General features: G+C 36.4%; 20 protein-coding genes. 1 reads left to right on the forward strand and 19 read right to left on the reverse strand.

The window, feature by feature from the left end; all coding sequences use genetic code 11:
• Nucleotides 1-19: 19 nt before the first annotated feature.
• From ACYVEC_RS27900 to ACYVEC_RS27940, 9 genes are all read right to left on the reverse strand, one after another.
• Nucleotides 20-1,768 (reverse strand): adenine deaminase C-terminal domain-containing protein, encoded by a 1,749-nt coding sequence (locus tag ACYVEC_RS27900; protein WP_063225305.1) that lies wholly within the window; start codon nt 1,766-1,768, stop codon nt 20-22.
• 369 nt (nt 1,769-2,137) lie between these two features.
• Complete coding sequence (locus ACYVEC_RS27905) at nt 2,138-3,304, reverse strand: serine hydrolase domain-containing protein (protein WP_460509321.1); 1,167 nt, start codon at nt 3,302-3,304, stop codon at nt 2,138-2,140.
• A gap of 332 nt (nt 3,305-3,636) precedes the next feature.
• Nucleotides 3,637-4,143: a DUF3902 family protein gene (locus ACYVEC_RS27910; protein WP_460509323.1), complete on the reverse strand. Its 507-nt coding sequence runs from the start codon at nt 4,141-4,143 to the stop codon at nt 3,637-3,639.
• A 193-nt stretch (nt 4,144-4,336) separates the two neighbouring features.
• The gene (locus tag ACYVEC_RS27915; RefSeq protein WP_460509325.1) at nt 4,337-5,068 is read right to left on the reverse strand and encodes a signal peptidase II; all 732 of its coding nucleotides are present in this window, start codon (nt 5,066-5,068) and stop codon (nt 4,337-4,339) included.
• 15 nt (nt 5,069-5,083) lie between these two features.
• Nucleotides 5,084-6,190, reverse strand: a complete 1,107-nt coding sequence (locus tag ACYVEC_RS27920; protein WP_460509327.1) for a DUF58 domain-containing protein — start codon at nt 6,188-6,190, stop codon at nt 5,084-5,086.
• A complete protein-coding gene (locus ACYVEC_RS27925; protein ID WP_063225300.1) occupies nt 6,187-7,119 on the reverse strand; it encodes an AAA family ATPase in 933 nt (310 codons plus the stop codon). Before ACYVEC_RS27925 ends, ACYVEC_RS27920 begins: the two co-directional genes overlap by 4 nt.
• 148 nt (nt 7,120-7,267) lie before the next feature.
• Nucleotides 7,268-7,561, reverse strand: coding sequence for a putative quinol monooxygenase (locus ACYVEC_RS27930; RefSeq protein WP_063225299.1), 294 nt, complete (start codon nt 7,559-7,561; stop codon nt 7,268-7,270).
• Between the two features lie 38 nt (nt 7,562-7,599).
• Nucleotides 7,600-8,238, reverse strand: coding sequence for a nitroreductase family protein (locus ACYVEC_RS27935; RefSeq protein ID WP_029438787.1), 639 nt, complete (start codon nt 8,236-8,238; stop codon nt 7,600-7,602).
• An 18-nt stretch (nt 8,239-8,256) separates the two neighbouring features.
• Complete coding sequence (locus tag ACYVEC_RS27940; protein ID WP_000204172.1) at nt 8,257-8,685, reverse strand: MarR family winged helix-turn-helix transcriptional regulator; 429 nt, start codon at nt 8,683-8,685, stop codon at nt 8,257-8,259.
• A 264-nt stretch (nt 8,686-8,949) separates the two neighbouring features.
• On the opposite strand from ACYVEC_RS27940, the gene ACYVEC_RS27945 reads away from it, so the two are divergent.
• A complete protein-coding gene (locus ACYVEC_RS27945; RefSeq protein ID WP_063225298.1) occupies nt 8,950-10,893 on the forward strand; it encodes an elongation factor G in 1,944 nt (647 codons plus the stop codon).
• Nucleotides 10,894-10,958: 65 nt separating this feature from the next.
• Here ACYVEC_RS27945 and ACYVEC_RS27950 read toward each other — a convergent pair whose 3' ends face one another.
• The 10 genes from ACYVEC_RS27950 to ACYVEC_RS27995 form a co-directional block, all read right to left on the reverse strand.
• A complete protein-coding gene (locus ACYVEC_RS27950) occupies nt 10,959-12,071 on the reverse strand; it encodes a cupin domain-containing protein (RefSeq protein ID WP_063225297.1) in 1,113 nt (370 codons plus the stop codon).
• Between the two features lie 14 nt (nt 12,072-12,085).
• Complete coding sequence (locus tag ACYVEC_RS27955; RefSeq protein WP_199677751.1) at nt 12,086-12,586, reverse strand: DinB family protein; 501 nt, start codon at nt 12,584-12,586, stop codon at nt 12,086-12,088.
• Nucleotides 12,583-13,527, reverse strand: a complete 945-nt coding sequence (locus ACYVEC_RS27960) for a fumarylacetoacetate hydrolase family protein (protein ID WP_063225295.1) — start codon at nt 13,525-13,527, stop codon at nt 12,583-12,585. The genes ACYVEC_RS27955 and ACYVEC_RS27960 overlap by 4 nt, the downstream gene beginning before the upstream one ends.
• 93 nt (nt 13,528-13,620) lie before the next feature.
• Nucleotides 13,621-14,178, reverse strand: a complete 558-nt coding sequence (locus ACYVEC_RS27965; RefSeq protein ID WP_063225294.1) for a hypothetical protein — start codon at nt 14,176-14,178, stop codon at nt 13,621-13,623.
• Between the two features lie 44 nt (nt 14,179-14,222).
• Nucleotides 14,223-15,452 carry an FAD-dependent oxidoreductase gene (locus tag ACYVEC_RS27970; protein ID WP_460509331.1) on the reverse strand — a complete coding sequence of 410 codons (1,230 nt, stop codon included), beginning with the start codon at nt 15,450-15,452 and terminating at the stop codon, nt 14,223-14,225.
• Between the two features lie 54 nt (nt 15,453-15,506).
• Entirely contained in the window at nt 15,507-15,923 is a 417-nt protein-coding gene (locus ACYVEC_RS27975) for an acyl-CoA thioesterase (protein ID WP_063225292.1), read from the reverse strand.
• Nucleotides 15,924-15,943: 20 nt separating this feature from the next.
• Nucleotides 15,944-17,500 carry a class I adenylate-forming enzyme family protein gene (locus ACYVEC_RS27980; protein ID WP_063225291.1) on the reverse strand — a complete coding sequence of 519 codons (1,557 nt, stop codon included), beginning with the start codon at nt 17,498-17,500 and terminating at the stop codon, nt 15,944-15,946.
• Between the two features lie 102 nt (nt 17,501-17,602).
• Nucleotides 17,603-18,778, reverse strand: coding sequence for an acetyl-CoA C-acetyltransferase (locus tag ACYVEC_RS27985; RefSeq protein WP_063225290.1), 1,176 nt, complete (start codon nt 18,776-18,778; stop codon nt 17,603-17,605).
• Between the two features lie 15 nt (nt 18,779-18,793).
• On the reverse strand, nt 18,794-19,573 hold the full coding sequence (locus ACYVEC_RS27990) for an enoyl-CoA hydratase/isomerase family protein (protein ID WP_460509334.1): 780 nt from the start codon (nt 19,571-19,573) through the stop codon (nt 18,794-18,796).
• Nucleotides 19,574-19,591: 18 nt separating this feature from the next.
• Nucleotides 19,592-20,446, reverse strand: coding sequence for a 3-hydroxyacyl-CoA dehydrogenase family protein (locus ACYVEC_RS27995; protein ID WP_063225288.1), 855 nt, complete (start codon nt 20,444-20,446; stop codon nt 19,592-19,594).
• Nucleotides 20,447-20,517 lie beyond the last annotated feature (71 nt).

The raw sequence follows: 20,517 nt of genomic DNA on the forward strand, positions 1-20,517 counted from the left end.
AGAGCCTTTCATATTAACATTACTTTATTAAATTTACCGGTGAAGCCATTACCTTACTATTTTTCACATCATATAGTCCTATAGGCGTTACCCGTATAAAAGGCAAGTGCGTCGCAGAAAAGAATAAAATGGTAAATGCCGGATCGTCATACCTGTAGCCACGCTCTTGCAATAATTTCACCAACTGTTTCTCTTCCTGTATTAATTCACTCATTTTTAAATTAGACATAATCCCGAGCAATGGTAATGCGATTTCGTGTAATACTTCATTCTTTTCAGCTATTACCATTCCCCCGCCAAGCTCTTTTACTCTATGAAAAGCTGTAAGCATATCTTCTTTATTCTTCCCAATAAGAATGATGTCGCCGGTACCAGAATAAGAGCTAGCAAGACCACCTAGTTCTTTCGCAAAACCTTTCACAACTGTATTCAATCGCCAACTGCCATCACGAGCAATCATCATAAGGAAACATTCATCATGATTTATGGACAATTCATCACAGTCTAAGTCGATTTCACTAACGTATGGTTTTGTTATAACGTTATTTAATAAGTGTATACCCGTTTTATTAGAGAAAATCATATCCTCTTTTTCTATGGACCAATCTAATGTTAATGGAGTTACTTTACATTCATTCCAGTCTATATGTAATGCTTCATGTGTATTTACACCGTCACGCTTCACCCATTGCCCCTTTGCAATTACGCTCGTTGGTACCGGGTTTTCTTTACTTTCTAAAATATTGATATTAGCAATTCTACCTGTCGCAATCGAACCATGTAAGTGCTCCATGTTATAATAACGAGCAATATTATAACTTGCCATATGATAAGCATCTATTACCGGCACCCCTTGTTTTATCGCGGTAGAAATCATAATGTTTGTCATTCCATTTTCATAAAATGAAGGATGTGAACCATCTGTAGTAAGCATGAATCTATCAAACTGCTTAACACCTAATTCCAGCAATTCCTTCAATAAAACTTCTAAATCTGGGCGTATGGAAGAATTCCTAAGAGAAACAATGTAACCTTGCATAAGACGAGTTAACGCTTCCTGCCCTGTCATCGCTTCATGATCGCAATCCGTACCTAACAGTTTTAATTTCGCTAAAGTCGTTTCAGATGCTCCCGGAAAATGTCCTTCCACTTTTTTCTGTAATCGTTTTGTTTCCTGCACCCAATCTAACATTTCATCATCGCCATGTAATAACTTTGGCCATGCTGTTAGTTCGCCACCTTGTAGAACTGCTTCATGTTTCAGCCATTCCATTATTTCTTCACTATTAAATAAAGATTCACCGTTTTGCAATTCAGTCTGTCCATCAAAACGGCACCACCAATACATACTTGCTGGAATCTTTTTAAATTCATCTAATAAACGAAATGCTTCTTCATGCTCTAATGTGAAAAATAATGTTAAATTATCATTAATAAAAGTTGTTGTCCCAAATTGCATCGCATGATTTGCTAACGTCTCTGGGTTATACAACTGATACGGATGTGCATGTGGCTCTATGTAACTAGGAACGACATACTTTCCATCACAATCAATGACTTCACATTCATGTAGTTGCGCTGGCAGCTTTTCTCCTACATATATAATACGGTCATCATAGATCCAAATATTTGCTTGCATCCATTCACGCATATAGGAGTTTAAGTATGTTGCATTCTTTAATAATTTGTGTGGGCTTTTTGTACCATCTATTATTTCAACATGTTCTCGTAATTGTTCGTTACTCCATCTAAACTGATTTTGTCCCAATGTATTTCACTCCAAATCAATTTACTTTTATTTATTAAAACAAAAATAATTAACAAACTGAAGTATTATCCATTCATAACTCCCCTGTATAGCCGCTATATCTTTCATTATATGAAATAATCGAAAAAATAACAATTTTACAAACGAAAAAACATACCTCTTTGATCCGCAATAAAAAGGATGTCATGCAACTGACACCCTTTTTATTTTTATGCTAAACTATAAGATTGAATCGCACTTGTATCGTATTTATGTTCTACATATACTTGATGCCATCCCCTGAATGTTAATACTGTCCTTATTTGTTAAATTTAAAAAACATATCTTTTATTTACAACTATAGCGAATTCCCATTCACTTTCTTTTCATCTATTTATTAAATTCAACTTGCATCATTTTATTAAACTGTGTAAGAATATCAACCTGACCTAAAGCGTTAACATTGACAGCAAATGTATGCTTGCCTCCAATTACTCCACCAGCAAAAGTCATAAACCCAGGAATTGATCCTCCGTGACCCCAAACTGAGACACCATTTGGAAGTTTAGTCTCATAGATTCCAAGACCATATCCATCACCAACCCCTTTTCCTTCTACAGGAACTGTAGTAAGCATTTCTTTTAGCTCTCGTTCCTTCAGTAACTTACCACTTAGTAAAGATGAAAAGAATTTATTTAAATCGTCCGCATTAGATATCATGTCTCCAGCTGCATTAGCTAAACTCGGATTATAATCCGTAATGTCTTTCAATTCGCTCGTTTCTTCGATTTTCACATACCCACGAGCATGATTCTTTCCTGGGATGACGGGTGAATTTCCTGGTAAAAACGTATTTGACAAGTCCAAAGGTTCAATAATTCGCTTTTCAATTTCTTCCGCATAACTATTACCAGTTATTTTTTCAATTAGCATTCCCAATATTACATATCCTGTGTTTGAATACAACCAGTCTTTACCCGGCGAGAAATCTGGAGGTAGAGAAAGGCCTATTTTCACTATTTCTTCTGCAACATACGTTTTTTTCGTATTCATTATGTCAGCGTCTTTTGACTTTAAATATTCAGCTATACCACTCGTATGATTCAAAAGTTGTCGTATCGTAATTTGATTTCCATCATACCCATTTCCTTGTATAAGACCCGGCAGCCACTTTTCAATTGGATCGTCAAGTTGTACGCGATTTTCTCCTACTAATTGAAGAACAGTCGTGGCGGTAAAAGTTTTCGTCACACTACCAATCCGAAAGCGATAATCCGATTTCACCGGTTTCTTTGTATTTAAATCCGCCACACCAGCAGTATAACTATTAATTTTCCCTTTATTAGACGTCTTAGCTAATACCCCTGGCGCCCCAATTTGTATTGTTTCCTGCATTACTTGTTTCCATCCATTCCGATTCTTTTGATCATGTACTTGTGACGAATTAGAAATACTTTGAGTAGACTCTGCTTTCACAGTAAAATCAGGTGTAAATAGAGTAGTACCCGCTAATAAAACTGTCAAACTCGCTAACTTCATTGAATTACATTTTTTCATAAGGTTTTCTCTCCCCTATTCATATCGTATTGATTCAAGCTATACTTTTATCCTATATGATAAAACTCTCTTTTTTCTTATCCATTCCTTACGAAATACTTACGTTCAAATTTTGTTGCGCTAAGCTGAGAAAGAATTATGTATGAAAATAAAAAGGGCATAAAAAATAAGGACAGTCCCTTAACTGCCCTTATTTTTATTTCACCTTGTCTTAATTATTTTAAAATTATTCATTAATTGTGTTCGTATTAAAATGAATAAAAAAAGAACGTGTTTTCACTTTTTATGTAAACACGTTCTTTTTTATTTAAGCAACTAATCTATATTCACCTTTACCATCCTGCACTAGCGTTCATACCATTTCCGATAATAGAAAGTAATAGTGGCCATAATACTGGTCCTAACGTAAGTAGTAGATTTAGAAGTATAAGCATTCTATATCCAACGGTGAAATTGTGATTTTTACGATTAACAAATACGAGACTGACTAATGATATTATGGTCGTTAAAAATAATACTAACATTACCAACCAATACCACACCATTAAACTGAGACTCCATGGTGTTAATAGCTCGTGTATGATACAAAATGAGATTCCTAATACAGCAAAACTAAAGCTAGTCACCGCTGTTTTTATAAGCCATTTACTTATTTTTTTATAGTATGTATTTTTACAATATAAATCTATTAAAGTGAATAAAGATAAATATGCCATTAATACGCCTATCCAAGACAATAACCAGTCTCCATCCCCTTTGAATAATAAGAACAGCAACCAACACATACCTACTACAGAAAAAACAAAGGAAATAAGTATGCTTTTTAATACCGATTTCATTACATTTTCACACCCTTAAAAAACTTAAAAATTAATTATAATTTATAAAAATTAAGTATAGGTTAACATGTAATGCGGTATAAGTAAATAAAGTTAATTTACAGTTAATTTAGTTTTCTTATTTGAAGGCGGTTTCATATAGGGAAATGATTCATGATAATCAAATTTCTCTACAAAAAGTAAAGGTGGATATTTACATATCCACCTTCCCATCTCCCTCTACCCACTTCATTATTTCTTCCACATCTAAATCCGTATACGTCTTTTCCCCATAACGAACAGACTCATATAACGGGATAATATCCCTTGTTCTACAAATTCTTTTTAACCACTGTTGCATCGTTTCATAGGACCTTCTCTGTTCATGAAATGGTAAAGTTCTTTCCCATCCAACTAACGTTTTTCTTATCGTATTTGGTGGTAACGGCTGTTCTAACTGATGCTTCACTTTCTTATTCTTTTCGATTCTGTCCGTATTTTCATTTGTTATCGATTGTTTATCCTGTTCTATTTCGGATTTCGTTACCTTTTTCCTAACGGATTTATAAAGAAAATATATAATTATCCCTGCAATCATTACATAAAAAACTATACTAATCCATGAATTTGAAAGCACAGAAAATATGTGTCCCCATGAACTTTCCTTTTCAAAACCTTTAAATTTTTTACCCGTTGTCGTTCTCTCCCCATTATCTCCTACTTTTTTCTCTTCTATAGGTATTCCATACTCTTCAGTATCACCGTAGTTTATCGTTTCCTTATAATTTTTTTCAGATTTCTTTTCACTAAAAAAACGTTCTTTTACTATGCCTTGCACATACACAACACCTTGTGATAACGTTATTGCACTAATCGCGAAGAAAAGTATGATTAAAGCTCTTACACTCCACAACTTCACTTTCATATGCCGCGCTTTATTCACCATGACATAAGCCCCTTCTTATTCTTTGATTACAATCCATTTGTTTGTTCTACTATATTTCTTTGGAGAAGTACCAAGGATTACAGGAACCGCATCCAATTCCTTTCGCCGAAATCCAGCTGTGTAAAAATAAGAAGATACAGGCGTATCTTGATCCGATATTGAGGCAAGTATTTTTAATACATTTTGCAAATGTTTCCGATTATCCCCGTTTTGTATATGTAGCAAACCGTTATCTTTTACACTATTGATCCATACTTCAAATGAACAGTTTTGCATAAGAAGTTGTTTGCATATGCCTGCTGTTAATTCAATTAGTTCCTCTGTATCATTTCGCAAAGAAATACCGCTTTTATTTTGCAAGTTGAGATATATCGCATATTTATCTGATTGCGTTCGCTCGTACTTTTTCGCAGTTATCGTCCCTGTTTTCGCTGTTGCACTCCAGTGGATGGAACGAAAATCTTCATTTTCATAAGACTTTACTCCCATTACTTTCGTTTCATCATATAAGGGGGATGACATCGCTTTTCGAAATCCTCGTGACCATTCTTGTAATTCAGGAACTTGTATTTTCGGAACAGCTGGTAAGACTAAATAGGAGGGCGTATCAACTTGTTTATATGTGATATGGTTCGTTATAAATCCAAAGAGATCAGTAATAACAATTTCAACCTCTTCCCATTTCGCAATGCCTCTTTTTAATGCCACAGCTTGTAAATCAAATGAAACTGACTCTCTTCCTTTTAAATTAAAATTCATATAATAATTTGAACCTGTACTATTATTTTTATTTATTTCATCATGATTCCAAGTTATCTTATTTTCACATTTAAATCGGAATACAACATTAAAAATAGGGAAAATTGATTTGTTTGAAATTTTTATTTTGCACCTGTTCGTTTCACCGATAAAAACATTCGAATTTCCTTGATCGTATTCCCAGTTAACATGAGATACTTTACGTATATAAACATGCATAGCACCTATTAAAATTACATACAAAAATACGAGAGATAATATGAGTAGATTACTTGAAAATACACATAAAATAACGGCTGCAACTGACATAACTCCCATTACGAAAGACTCCGCTAAAGGTGTATACACAAGTTGTTGATTCATCGTACATTCTCCACTGGCACACGAATCGTATGAAGAATTTCTTTCATAATTTGTTCTTTTGTTGTTTTCATCTCCCCCTCTATCGTTAACGTTAAACGATGAGCGCATATAGATGCAGCAAGTATCTTTATATCATCTGGCGTACAGTAATCTCTTTCATTTAATATAGCCCGTGCTTGAATCGCTCTCATAAATGCCAACGTCCCCCGCGGACTTACACCAATTTCAATTAGCTCATGCTTACGCGTTGCCTCAATAATTTCAAGAAGATAATCTTGCACATCATTTCCTACTAACACTTCTCTTGCACGCTTTTGCATCATAATAATTTCTTCACTTGAAATAATAGAGTGTAATGTTTCTAACGGATCATTCATTTGAAACCGATTCATCATTTCCTTTTCAGCTTCTCTCGTAGGATAACCTTGGCGAATCGTAAGTAAAAATCGGTCTAATTGAGCATCAGGTAAAGGAAATGTACCAGCAGATTCAAGAGGATTTTGCGTTGCAATTACTAAAAAAGGTTCTGGTAATGAATGCGTCTGTTTCGCAATCGTAACAGTACGCTCTTCCATAACTTCCAGTAATGAAGATTGCGTCCTCGGTACAGCCCGATTAATTTCATCCACTAATACTATATTTGCAAAAATAGGACCTAACCTCGTTTTAAAATCCGATTCCTTCACATTAAAATATTCAAGACCAATAACATCTCCGGGCAAAGTATCCGCTGTAAATTGTATTCTTTGAAATTTTGCGTCCACGCTTTTAGCCAAACTTTTCGCTAGTGTTGTTTTTCCTGTCCCCGGTACATCTTCTAATAAAATATGTCCTTTTGCTATTAGAGCAATGGCTGCAAGTTCTATGGATTCATCTTTTCCTATAATAACTTTCGAAATATTATTAGTGATTTTCTTTAATATGTTCATATATTTATCCCCCGTCTTCACTTATTCAGAAAATTAAGAATTATTATTTTCCAAATTATAACACATACTGATAAAAGTAAATATATTCCTGTAAAAATAAAAAAGATGACCTTAGCACTATAAGCTAAAGTCATCTTTTTCTATCTCATTATTTTACTAACTCTCCATTATAAGCTTTTATATTAAGTGGAGCAGTTAAATACTGTTTTGCTTTGCTAACGAAAGATGTGAAGTGTTCACTCGTATTATGACTCGCAACGGATGCTTCATCTTTCCATACTTCTACCATCGTATATACATTTTCTTTTTCCGTATCTTTATAAAGATCATAAGATACATTTCCACTTTCTTCTCTTGAACCATGAATGAGTGGTTGAATTTCTTCTAAAAATGATTGTTGTTTTGCTGGATCTACTTGAAATATTGCGTGAATAATAATCATGGTGTTTCCCCTTTCATATTCCACTTATTTCTTTAAAATTACTTCCACTCTGCAACTTTTTCAATTGGAAGACGTACTGATTGGTAACCACTGTCAGCAGCTTTTCCGATTGAAATTAACATAACTGGTACGTGACGGTCTTTATCTAGTCCGAAAGCTTCTGCGATTTGATCTTTCTCAAAACCACCAATTGGACAAGTGTCATAGCCGTGAGCACGAGCTGCTAACATAAATTGCATTGCTACAAGACCACCGTCAATTAGTACTGTGTCTTTCATTACTTCTGGTGTAACCATTGAGAAATAAGCTGAAAGTTTTTTCATTTGATCTTCTTTTACTTCAGCTGGCATAAGTCCGCGCTCTACTGCTGTACCATAAATTTCTTCTGCGTTATCAAAGTTGTTTAAGTCACCGAATACAGCGATCATTGCTGAAGATGTTTCTACTTGAGATTGATTGAATTTCGCAAGTGGTGCAAGTGTTGCTTTTGCTTCGTCACTTTCAATCACAAGGAATCTCCATGGTTGCATGTTTACTGATGATGGTGCAAGTGTTGCTTCTGTAAGAATTTCTGTCATTTCTTCTTTACTAATTTTCACTGAAGAATCATACTTACGAATTGAACGACGTCCTGTTAAAATTTCGTTAAAATCATTTGTTTTTACTGAGTTAGTCATAGTTGTATTCTCCCTTTTTTATAATTCTTTTATATTTTCTTGAATGTGATTTAACATATTTAAAAGATTATCGCGTTCTTCCTCACTTAATCCTTTAAATGCAGATGCTGCAAAACGTTCTTTTTCCTCTTGAAACGCTTGAATTTTATTTCGTCCCTCTTCAGTTAGAGAAACTAACGTAATTCTGTTATCATCTGGATTTTTACGTCTTACAATCATTTCATTAGCCTCAAGCTGCTTTAAATGCCTCGTAATCGCCGCATTATCAATATTCACTTCTTGTTGAAGTGCTTTTTGACTAATTTCACCTACTTCATATAACTGAAGTATAAGCTCTAATCGAGACTGGCTCATACCCGTACACCCTTCAAATTTCGAACTTACTTCTTTATTTAGAAAGTGTAATTTATATAAAATAATCGCTTCTTTTGAGCATGAACTTGTCAAATTACCCCTCCTTTACATCCAATTTAAAAACATTTGATGTATCAATAGTTGATATGTCAATTAATATAATCTATATCGATTTAGAATGCAAGCATTTTGTTTTCATTTTATTTTTTCCAAATTAAGGCGCTTTGTCGCGTTACAAATAATGTTAATTGCACTATAATAGTAATAATTTAAATGACTGGAGAGTGATTGTAATGCGGCAATACACAAATAGAAATGAGGAAATGAAAACGGAAAATGAAATAAGGATATTGATATATGACAACAATAAATATAGGGATTGTCGCTCACGTAGACGCTGGCAAGACGAGTTTGACTGAGCGTATTCTTTATGAAACGAATGTAATTAAAGAAATTGGCCGAGTTGATAGTGGTAATACACAAACTGACTCAATGGAATTAGAAAGACAGCGCGGAATTACGATTAAAGCATCTGTCGTTTCTTTCTATATAAATGACTTAAAAGTAAATGTAATTGATACACCTGGACACGCTGATTTTATCGCTGAAGTGGAGCGATCATTCCGCGTTTTAGACGGTGCGATTTTAGTTATCTCTGCCGTTGAAGGTGTGCAAGCACAAACAAAAATTTTAATGCGAACATTACAGAAACTAAACATACCGACAATTTTATTCGTTAATAAAATTGATCGTAGTGGCGCAAACACTGAAAAAGTTATGAAACAAATAAAAGGGGTTCTTTCAAATGAAGCATTCCCCTTCTACTCTGTTCTAAACGAAGGAGCGAAAGAAGCCCGGATCATTGAATACAAATCATATGACGATTGTATGGAACTGTTAGCACCATTTAATGAATCATTACTTGAATCATATGTAAATAACGAAATAATACCTGACGCACTATTAAGAGAAAAACTAGAACAGCAAATACAGCAAACAAATGTGTATCCAATCTTTTTCGGTTCAGCAATGACAGGTATAGGAGTAACTGAACTACTTGAAAAACTACCGGCCCTAATGCCAGCCCATACATCGGCACAAGAGGAACTATTATGCGGTGTTGTTTTTAAAATTGAACGTGAACCTTCTGGAGAAAAGGTTGCTTATGTAAGAGTTTTTTCAGGTAGTTTACACATTAGAAAATATGTGGATATACAGCGCAGTAAATCTCTATCCCATAAAGAAAAGATTAAAAAACTTTGCCTATTTCATAATGGAGATGCCGTTCAAACTACTACCGTTCCTAGCAGTGAATTTTGTAACGTGTGGGGACTGAATGATATTAAAATTGGTGATATTATCGGTGAACGAACTGATTATATAAAAGACATTCACTTTGCCGAACCACAAATGGAAGCAGCCATTAATGCAGTACCTAAAGAACGAATTCATGATTTATACGCTGCACTTATGGAACTATGTGAAGAAGATCCACTCATTCAAGTGTGGAAAGACGATGTTCATAATGAACTATATATTCGCCTTTTCGGTGAAGTACAAAAAGAAGTGATTGAAACTACACTTTATGAGAAATATAATTTGCAGGTTACTTTTTCAAATACACGAGTTGTATGTATTGAGAAACCAATTGGCGTAGGTAATAGCATTGAAGTAATGGGTGAAAAAGCGAATCCTTTTTACGCCACAGTCGGGTTCAATGTGGAGCTTGGTGAACTTAATTCTGGCATAACATATAAATTAGGTGTTGAACTCGGCTCACTACCTTTAGCATTTCATAAAGCAATTGAAGATACAGTATTCCAAACGTTAAAACAAGGTTTGTACGGATGGGAAGTTACGGACATTTCCATCACACTTACACATACTGGTTATGCTAGTCCTGTCACAACAGCGAGTGACTTTAGAAACTTAACACCGCTCGTTTTAATGGATGCTTTAAAGCAAGCTGAAACATATGTATATGAACCAGTAAATGAGTTTGAATTAACTGTACCGGAGCACGCAATTAGTACCGCGATGTATAAGCTCGCTGCCATTCCAGCAACTTTTGCAGAGCCTATACTCAGTAATGATTCTTACCAGTTAACAGGATCATTACCTGTTGCGAAAACAGAGAATTTCAAACGAATGCTCCATTCATTTACTGAAGGAGAAGGTATATTTACAACGAAGCCAGCTGGTTTCACAAAGCTTATGGCTCCCTTCCCTACTCGAAAACGTGTTGATTATAATCCGCTGAATCGTAAGGATTATTTGCTTCATGTGTTGAAGGCTTATTAGAACATATTAATAACAAAAAGCGTCCACTAGTATGAAATGTGGGCGCTTTTTTTTTGCAAATCATATTATGGTAACGCTGGTTCAAACTCTCCAGTGATTGTTTGATATCCATTATTGTTCTCATATTCCTGTTTCCGCTCTAACCCGAATTTTTCTAAAATAGGAAGATCATTTGTTGAAAATACATAACTATTTTCTAGTGCAACGTGTTCGTGCCATGCCCAGTTTGGTACAACAAAGAAATCTCCTTTAGACCAGTCGAAGCGAACACCATTAATTATCGTATATCCTGATCCTTCATGCACATGATAGATTGATGCATGTGTATGGCGATGCGCTTTTCCTTTGAATCCCTTCGGCAATTTTTGCATCCAAGCTGCAATCGTTGGACACGCTGTTTCACCATTCGATGGATTTATATATTCAACCGCATAACCATCGTATGCATCTGGTTCAAAACGACTTAATCCATTAAGCGCCGCTTCCGTCCCTGCCCATTTGTAGGAACTTAGTGGAGCTTTCTTTGCATATCGATCGGAAACCGGTCGGACCATTCCCCCTTCATAACGCTGAGCAGTATAATTATCCGGTACATTTGGCTGTTCAATTTTTTCTGGATATGGCTCAAAGAACGTACCACCAAGATAATAAATAGTCGGAATATCAAGGCAATCCATCCAAATCATCGGCTTGTCACCTGTATGACCATGTCCATGCCATAGTCCATTTGGAGTTGTTAAGAAATCGCCCCGTTCCATGAAAATACGCTCTCCTTGAACAATTGAGTAAGCCCCTTCTCCTTCCATGACGAAGCGTAATGCATTTTGAACGTGCCGATGTGAAGGAGCAGTTTCTCCAGGTTGTATTAATTGAACCGCTGCATATAACGTTTGTGTAGTCGATGCCCACCCCCAAGGTTTTCTATAATTAAGTCCTGGATTTTGTAAGTAGATAGCCCGGCGTTCTCCTCCTCGGTCTGGTGTAAATATTTGCGTTGCTTCCGTTAACTTTTTTTGGAGCAATTCAGATTTCCAAAGGTATGCTTGTGCATGTGGTTCTGGTGTATGTTTCATTAAATCAGGGATCGCGTTCCAAAGTGGTCCAAGATGATATTGTTCTATATCACGATTGAAATCTTGTACGAGTGTACTTTCAAAAAAAGCATTTTTTTCCGCCATTTTATTTGCCTCCTTTATCGTTCATTAAACTTACATAAATTCCGTTCGATTTGTTTATAATGCTTTTCTGTATGTTCTACGATGAGGTGATTCACAATAAAATCAATCGACTTATTGTTAAAACGAGGATTACGACTCGGAGCCTGAATATGTAACTCTTCGTCTGTTAATGTGGTCAATACATTTTCTATCGTGAGCGGTATAGAAGACAGCTGCTGAATGACTTCTTCTATAGACTGATTATGAATATTCTCTTCTGAAACTGCTTGTTGGCGCACTTCATCCGTTAAACCACGGCCCCATAAGTTTTCATGATTTACTTTAATATTGCTAATTTCTTTTGCCCAATACGGAATAGCTTCCGCTACATGTGTAATGATCTGCATAATTGACCATTCATCTTCTGAAGGTTTCCAGTAGATGATTTCCTCTGGTAAAGGCTTAACAATCATTTTTATCTTATTGATTGATTCATAAATAGACTCGGCCGCATGGGCTTGTAAGTTTTTCGTCATAGCACTGGCACCTCTAACTTTTGTCTCACTTTATTTTCTAATACACCTACTCCATCAACTTCGATTCGTACGATATCTCCATCTTTAAGAAATACTTGCGGATTACGTGCAACTCCTACACCACCTGGCGTACCTGTTAAAATGACGTCCCCTGGCTCTAGTGTCATTAGACCGGATAAAAACGAAACGAGATATTGTACCGAGAATACTAAATTAGCAGTATTAGACTGTTGACGTTTCTCTCCATTTACCGTTAATATGATTTCCAAACCAGATGGGTTCTTTAATTCATCTGAAGTAAGTAACCACGGTCCCATTGGGGCACTACCTTCAACTGTCTTCCCTTGGAGCCATTGAATTGTACGGCGCTGAATATCACGATAAGTAATATCATTTACAATTGTGTAACCAGCTACATATTGGAGGGCATCTCCTTCCGAAACATTTCGGGCACGCTTTCCAATTACAAAAGCAAATTCAGCTTCATAATCTAATTGTTCTGAAATCGGATAAAACGGAATATCATCTTGCGGACCGACTACTGTATTCGCAAATTTTGCAAAGATAACCGGAAAGGCAGGTAATTCTCGTTTCATTTCCAAAATATGTTCACGATAATTGTGACCTACACATATAATTTTTCCTGGCGAAGGTACCGGGGCCTCAATTTTCACTTCACCTTCTTCAAATACCAATTTTTCTTTATGATTTTTCATAAGTGCATAATCGATTGCCTCTTTTGCTAGATTCATACTTTCTGTACCACCTTGTAAGAATCCATTCATATCTTTTGGAATATGTGCTTCTGCAATTTGAATAGCCCGAAGGTTCCCTTCACTTGCCAATTTCGTTTTAAACGCAGCATGCAAATCAATCAATTTCCCATTTTCTAAAGCAGCAATTCGCGTTTCTCCATTATGTGTAAAAGTAACAAGTTTCATAGTAATCTCCCTTTCCTTTAAATGATTGAAAGTTCTACCGTCTCAAATAATCGAGAATGATGATAACATATAACTTTCCCGCCCCACTTTTTGTTATAAAAGATAAAAAGTATTTCCCTCTGGACCAATTGGGATATGACCTAATTCTAGTAACTCTATAATTGGGAGAAATATATTTTTTTCTTCAGCTAATTCAGCAGCACATGCAACAGTACTTATGTACATCGCATGCCCAACTAGAAATTTCAAACATTTTTCCTCTCCAAAATGTTTGAACGCCTCTTTATAAACACCGTGAAAAATTGCTTCTGGTACTTTATCTACAACATCTATAAGAAGTTTTTCGTTACCTACACTTATAATTTTTTCTTTCAACTGATCCGGTACTTCTGCTAGCGTCCCCCATAAATCATTATCCTCAAATGAAATTCGTTCAATTGTCTCACTTAATTGGTTTCTTGAAATCCATTTAATTTCATATTCACTAATGTGTAGAGCACGCATAAATTGATCTATTTTTTTCTCAGCCTCTACATTTTGCTTTCCAATGTCGCTATACCAGTTCATCGTCATGAACCGCTCAATCATTCCATTTGTAGAACGCACATGAGAACCATACTTTTCTTCATTTATGAATTGAGACAAAGCCATTTCTTATCGCTCCTTTCACATTACTTATCCAATTTTTTATCATTTTAATATTTTGTCGTCAGTTCAGGAGGTCCGAATTTTGGTCCGTACGGTCCCTCATCAAGCCATCTGCCTAGCCTTGGCACGATAGATACTAATGAAGCAGCAATATCTCGTTTTAGTTTCATTTCAGGAGAACTCCCTTGAAGATGATGAAGTGCTGTAGTTGATGCATCGCGGTTCCACTGCGCTGCAATTCGACGTTCTTTTGCAGCTGCTTCAATTGCTTCTACTCGCTCTTCTTCAGAATGAGAATGTAGTGCTTTCTCAATTCCTCTTGCAGCAAGAACAGCATCTGGAATACCAGAATTTAATCCACGTGCTCCGAATGGGGCAAATAAGTGTGCTGCTTCTCCAGCTAGAAGAACACGACGTTTTTCGTCAGTAAACAAATTTGCCACTACTTGATGGAAACGATAAGAAGACACCCACGTAATTCTCTCCGCATATTTAGCATCCATGACTTTCGGCAACCATGTCTTTACACTTTCAATATTTGTATAATCATCTGGATTATCTGATTCAAGTAGTTGTAAATCGATACGCCACCCGCCTTTAAACGGAACAAACATTACATTTCTTCCTTCCATATCTGGATGCTGATAATGGAATATTCTTTCTAAAGGAAGTGGATCTGTTTCATCTTCTTTTGCATCCACGACTATAAAAGTATCTGCTGTACGTGGGCCTTCAAACGTTAATCCAGCTTCTTCTCTTACGATGGAACGTGCTCCATCACATCCAATTACATACTGCGCCTTTAATATTTCGTCATTTGTGATTGTTAGTTCTACTCCAGAATCTGTAATGTGTAACTTCTTGACCGGGGCATCCCAAAGGAATTCAACACCTTCTTTTATACACGCCTCATACATATGTTTTTCAATTTCATCTTGATGAAGAGCTGTGAAATGAGGTAATCGGTTAAACTTAAGGTTTTCATCCTTACCGTAATCTCTTACATATACTTCTTTCCCTTTATAAAATGTTCGTTTTACAGGCCAAATTATTCCGTTATGTGCAAGCGCGAAACCGAGACCTTCTGAAGTCTCTTCCAGTAGTTTTAACGAAGCACTATGCAAATAGATTGCTCTACTTCCCGGGCGTGGTCTTCCGAATGAATCTGCCTCAATTACTAAAGTTGATATCCCCTTCTTTTGTAATGCAAGTCCTGCTACAAGCCCGACTGGTCCCGCCCCAACTACTATGGCATCATACTTTTTTTCTTTTCCCATCACTATCTCCCCCTTATTAACAATTTCTCGTTACGGTATCCTTACTCGTACTTCTTAACTTTCTACAGTTTTTATCTCTGGCATCATCTTCTGCCGAATATATCCAGGTATCGGTTGCGCTTTCACTTTTTCTTTAAAAGAAGTCCATGCACGAGTTTCATAACCTTCTGCCACAACCTGTTCTTCCTTTACAAAAACATGCTGAATTGTAAAAACTTTATTATGCAATTTGTTCACAGCACTTTTCACAATTACTTGATCTTCAAAACGAAGAGGTGACTTAAATTGACATTTTGCTTCTAATAACGGCAAACCAATTTGTTGTTCTTCGTAAAGTTCAACTGAAGGAAAGCCAATTTTTTTAAAATATTCATGAGTTGCTTCATCCATCCATTTATAAAAATTAGGATAATACACAATGCCTGCCGCATCTGTATCTCCCCATCTCACTTGAAAAGTATACTCTTCCATTATTTCTTCACCCCTATCTATTAAATTGTCGGACTAATATTGGAAGATACTTGTTCTTTCAATTTCAATTTTTGAATTTTCCCACTTGCTGTGACAGGAAATTCCTCTGTAAAGATCACTTTCTCTGGTAGTTTATAAATTGCCATTCTCTCTTTAAGATAGAGTTTTATTTCTTCTTCCGTACTTACTACCCCGTTCTTTAATCGTATGACTGCACAAGCAACTTCCCCTAGCACTTTATCTGGAAGTCCTATAACAGCTGCTTCGATTACTTTTGGATGTTTCATAATAACTGCTTCAATTTCCTGAGGATAAACGTTAAGTCCACCCCTTATAATCATCTCTTTCTTTCTTCCTACAAATCTTAAATATCCTTGAGAATCAAGTGTGCCTAAATCTCCTGAATAATACCAATCTTCATTATCTAAAACCTGCTTTGTCTGTTCAGGCATATTATAATAACCTTTCATTACTCCAAATCCCTTAACTGCGATTTCTCCCACTTCCCCAGGCGGGAGCGCTACTCTATTTTCATCTACAATTTTTAATGTTACTCCTGGGATTGCCTTCCCGAGAGTTTCTGTTATATTCTGCTTTGTATCATCATACGAGGTCATCGTAATCGAAACCGTTTCAGTTATCCCAAATGATTGGCAAAGGTTAATGCCCATCCGTTCTCGAATCTCCGTCACTGTTTTTACTGATATAGGTGCTGCACCAACTAACCCGGCACGTAATGAAGATAAATCATATTTATCAAAGTCCTCTAACTCTAGTTCCTTTATAAACATAGTTGGTACACCTTTTTGGATAGTTACCTTTTCTTGTTCAATTAATTGTAAAGTTTCTCGCGGGTGGAATTTTTCTTGTAATATGATCCTTCCTCCCATCGCTACTGCGCAAAGCATATTAATTGCCATACCGAAAATATGAAATAGTGGTGCTGAAATAATGAATACATCCTTTTGTGTACAATACAGCTCTGTTCCTATCGTTCGTGCAGATTGTACAACGGCACGATGTGTAACCATTACACCTTTTGGAGTTCCCGTCGTCCCTGACGTATATAAAATACAAAACAAATCATCGTTCACATTTATATGAACTAGTTCAATACCCACTTTTTCTGTACGAATTAACTCCTCATATGAACAGTAATTCTCTTGCGAAAACCGTACTGTAATAACCTTTTGTACTTTATTAACCACTTTTTCAAATCCAAAATTCTTTTCAAATTCCCCTGAAGCTATTAATAGTTTTGGAGCTGAACTTTCCAATATATACTCAATTTCATATGATTTATATTTAGGATTAAATGGAACGATTATCGCTCCCAATTTCGCAGCTGCAAAATAGATTACTACTGTTTCGGACCAGTTTGGTAGAGATACTGCGATACGGTCTGCTTTACCTACTCCTAGTCTCTTAAATGCCGTAGCCAAACAATCTACTTCATATTTCAATTGTTTATATGTAATACGTCTCGTTAAATCATATATTGCTTCTTTTTCACCGTAAGATGAACTCACCGTTTCTAATAGCTCATACACCGACAATAAGTTTTTATCCTTTTTCATTTTCCCACTCACTTTCTATCGTCTTACCAACTAGCCCGAATTTTCCACTTTAAGAAACGATGTAGGTAAAACCAGGAAGGACTCTCCCTGGTTTTATCCCTATTACAACGCTTCCCAAATCGCTGCAATTCCTTGTCCTCCGCCAATACAAACAGCGGATACTCCATATTTCTGATTTCTTCTTCTTAATTCATAAATTAAGGATAGAGAAATTCTCGTTCCACTTGCAGCAAGTGGATGACCTATCGCAATTGCCCCACCGTTTACATTCGCTTTATTAAGATCGAACCCTAATTCTTTTTGACAAGCTAAGTACTGCGCAGAAAATGCTTCATTAATTTCAATCAAATCTAAGTCTGCTAAAGTTAAATTTGCTTTTTCTAATGCACTTCGAATTGCCGGAACTGGACCAATTCCCATATACTTCGGTTCTACTCCTACAACAGCCCAAGAAATGAGCTTAGCAATCGGTTTTAATCCTCTATCATTTGCAAAATTACTTGATGCCAAGACAACGGCCGCTGCACCGTCCACCATGCCGCTTGCACTACCAGGAGTTACGACGCCATTTTCCACAAAACGAGGTTTTAACTTTGCAAGTTTTTCTAGACTCGTATGACGGATATGCTCATCCTCTTCAATCACTTGTGCTCCTTTTCTTCCTTTCACTGTTACTGGAACAATCTCTTCTTTGAAATACCCTTTTTCTCTTGCTACAAGAGCTCGTTCATGACTAGAGAGTGCATGCCGATCTACTTCTTCCCTCGTTAAGTTATATTTTGCAGCCAAGTTTTCAGCTGTTTCTCCCATCGTACATTTGCCGTACGTATCATAAAGACCATCCCATAACCAATCTTCTATAGCTGGACCACCGAGCGGGCTTCCCCATCTCATTCCGGGTATTACGTGCGGCACTTGGCTCATGTTCTCCGTTCCACCTGCAAGTGCAACTTCTGCTTCTCCGCTAAGTATATAACGAGCAGCCGTTAAAATAGATTCAACACCAGTTCCGCAAAGTCGATTGATTGTCAAAGCTGGTACATGAATAGGTGCTCCAGCTTTTAGACCAACATGCCTTGCCAATAAATGTGCGTCTCTACTAGATTGCTGAACGTTACCAAATACAACTTGATCAATATCTTCAGCAGATATAGAAGCTTTACGTATTGCTTCCTTAGCGGCAATTGCCCCTAATTCTGTTGCATTTAATCCCCGGAATGATCCCGAAATTTCAGCGAATGGAGTCCTTGCTCCCTCTAATAAAACAATTTCTTTCATATCCTTTTCACCTCATTATTTCCCTAAATAAACTGGTTTTCTTTTTTCAACGAATGCTTGTAATCCTTCCTTACGATCCTCTGTTGCAAATGCATTTCCAAAACAAGTGCTTTCAATGATTAAGCCTGTTTCAAGATCAGCATTACTTCCTACATTCACCGCCGTCTTTAACATTTGAAGTGCTACTGGTGGGTTTTTTGCCAATTTATATGCCCACTCCTTTGCCGCTTCAAACAACTCTTCCGCAAGCACTACTTTATTGACAATATGTAAATCGAAAGCACGCTCTGCATCAAACATATCTCCGAAATAAAGTAATTCTTTCGCTATACCTTGGCCGACAATCTTTTGAAGACGCTGTGTACCTCCTCCTCCAGGAATAATTCCGAGTCCTACTTCTGGAAAAGCGAATTTTGCTTGATCCGAGCAGATACGTAAGTCACATGCGAGCGCGAGTTCAAAACCACCGCCAAGCGCTAATCCATTTACCGCAGCAATAACTGGTTTTGACATATTTTCAATTTTGCTAAATACCGTACGTGAGGTTTTATTCATTTTGTTTACACCTACAAGATCAAGTGCTGCCATTTCATTAATATCAGCGCCTGCGACAAATGCTTTCCTTCCACTTCCTGTAAGAACGATTACTCGTACTTCTTCATTCGCCTCTAGTGCACCAAATAGTTCAGAAAGTTCATGAAATACTTGTGTATTCAACGGATTTACAGGTGGTCGATTAATCGTAACGATCGCAACTTTATTTTCAATATCACAAATTAAAAATTCATAATTCATAACTTAATCCCCCATTCTTTATTCATAATCATAAAAACCTGCACCTGTTTTTTTGCCGTGTCTACCTGCTCTAACTAGTTGTTTTAAAAGAAGCGGCGGCGCGTATTGATCATTATTTAATTCTTCTTTGAAGTACTCCATCACGTGATAGCCAATGTCTACACCTGCAAAATCTTGTAGTGTAAACGGCCCCATCGGATAATTGAGTCCCAGTGTAACAGCCTTATCAATATCTTCTGCAGACGCAACCCCATCTTCAAGCAATTTAATTGCTTCAATAAATTGCGGAATCATAATTCGATTTACAATAAATCCAGGTGAATCTTTCTTTACTTCAACTGGTTCTTTCGAAAGCTTTTTAGATAACGCTTTCAATTCTTCCACTGTTTCATCACTCGTTTTATAGCCTCGAACAACTTCTACAAGTTTCATAAGTTGTGCCGGATTAAAGAAGTGCATACCTGCTACTCGCTCTGGACGATTCGTCGCTGACGCAATTTCTGTTATTGACATAGATGAAGTATTTGTCGCAAGTATAACTCCTTCAGGAACTATGCGATCCAGTGCTGCAAACACTTCTCTCTTCAACTCTAATTTTTCTAACACTGCTTCAATAATTACATCCGCATCTTTCATACTTTCTAAATTTGTAGTCATTTGAATACGATTAAGCGCCTCTTGTTTATCCTCTTCCGACATTTTTCCTCTCGTAACACTTTTTGTCATAAAACCATTCATACGTTGCATTGCACTATCTAAATAACGCTCTTCAATATCATGTAAAATAACTGTAAATCCGTGTAATGCAGCTAAATTTGCAATGCCAGAACCCATAGATCCTGCACCGACAATACCAATTGTTTGAATTAACATTCTTTTACCCCCTCGAGTTACTTTTTAAATATTCTGTAAATAAATTATATCTATATCCAAAAAGTTTTTGT

This window comes from Bacillus sp. MN7755 (assembly GCF_054771475.1).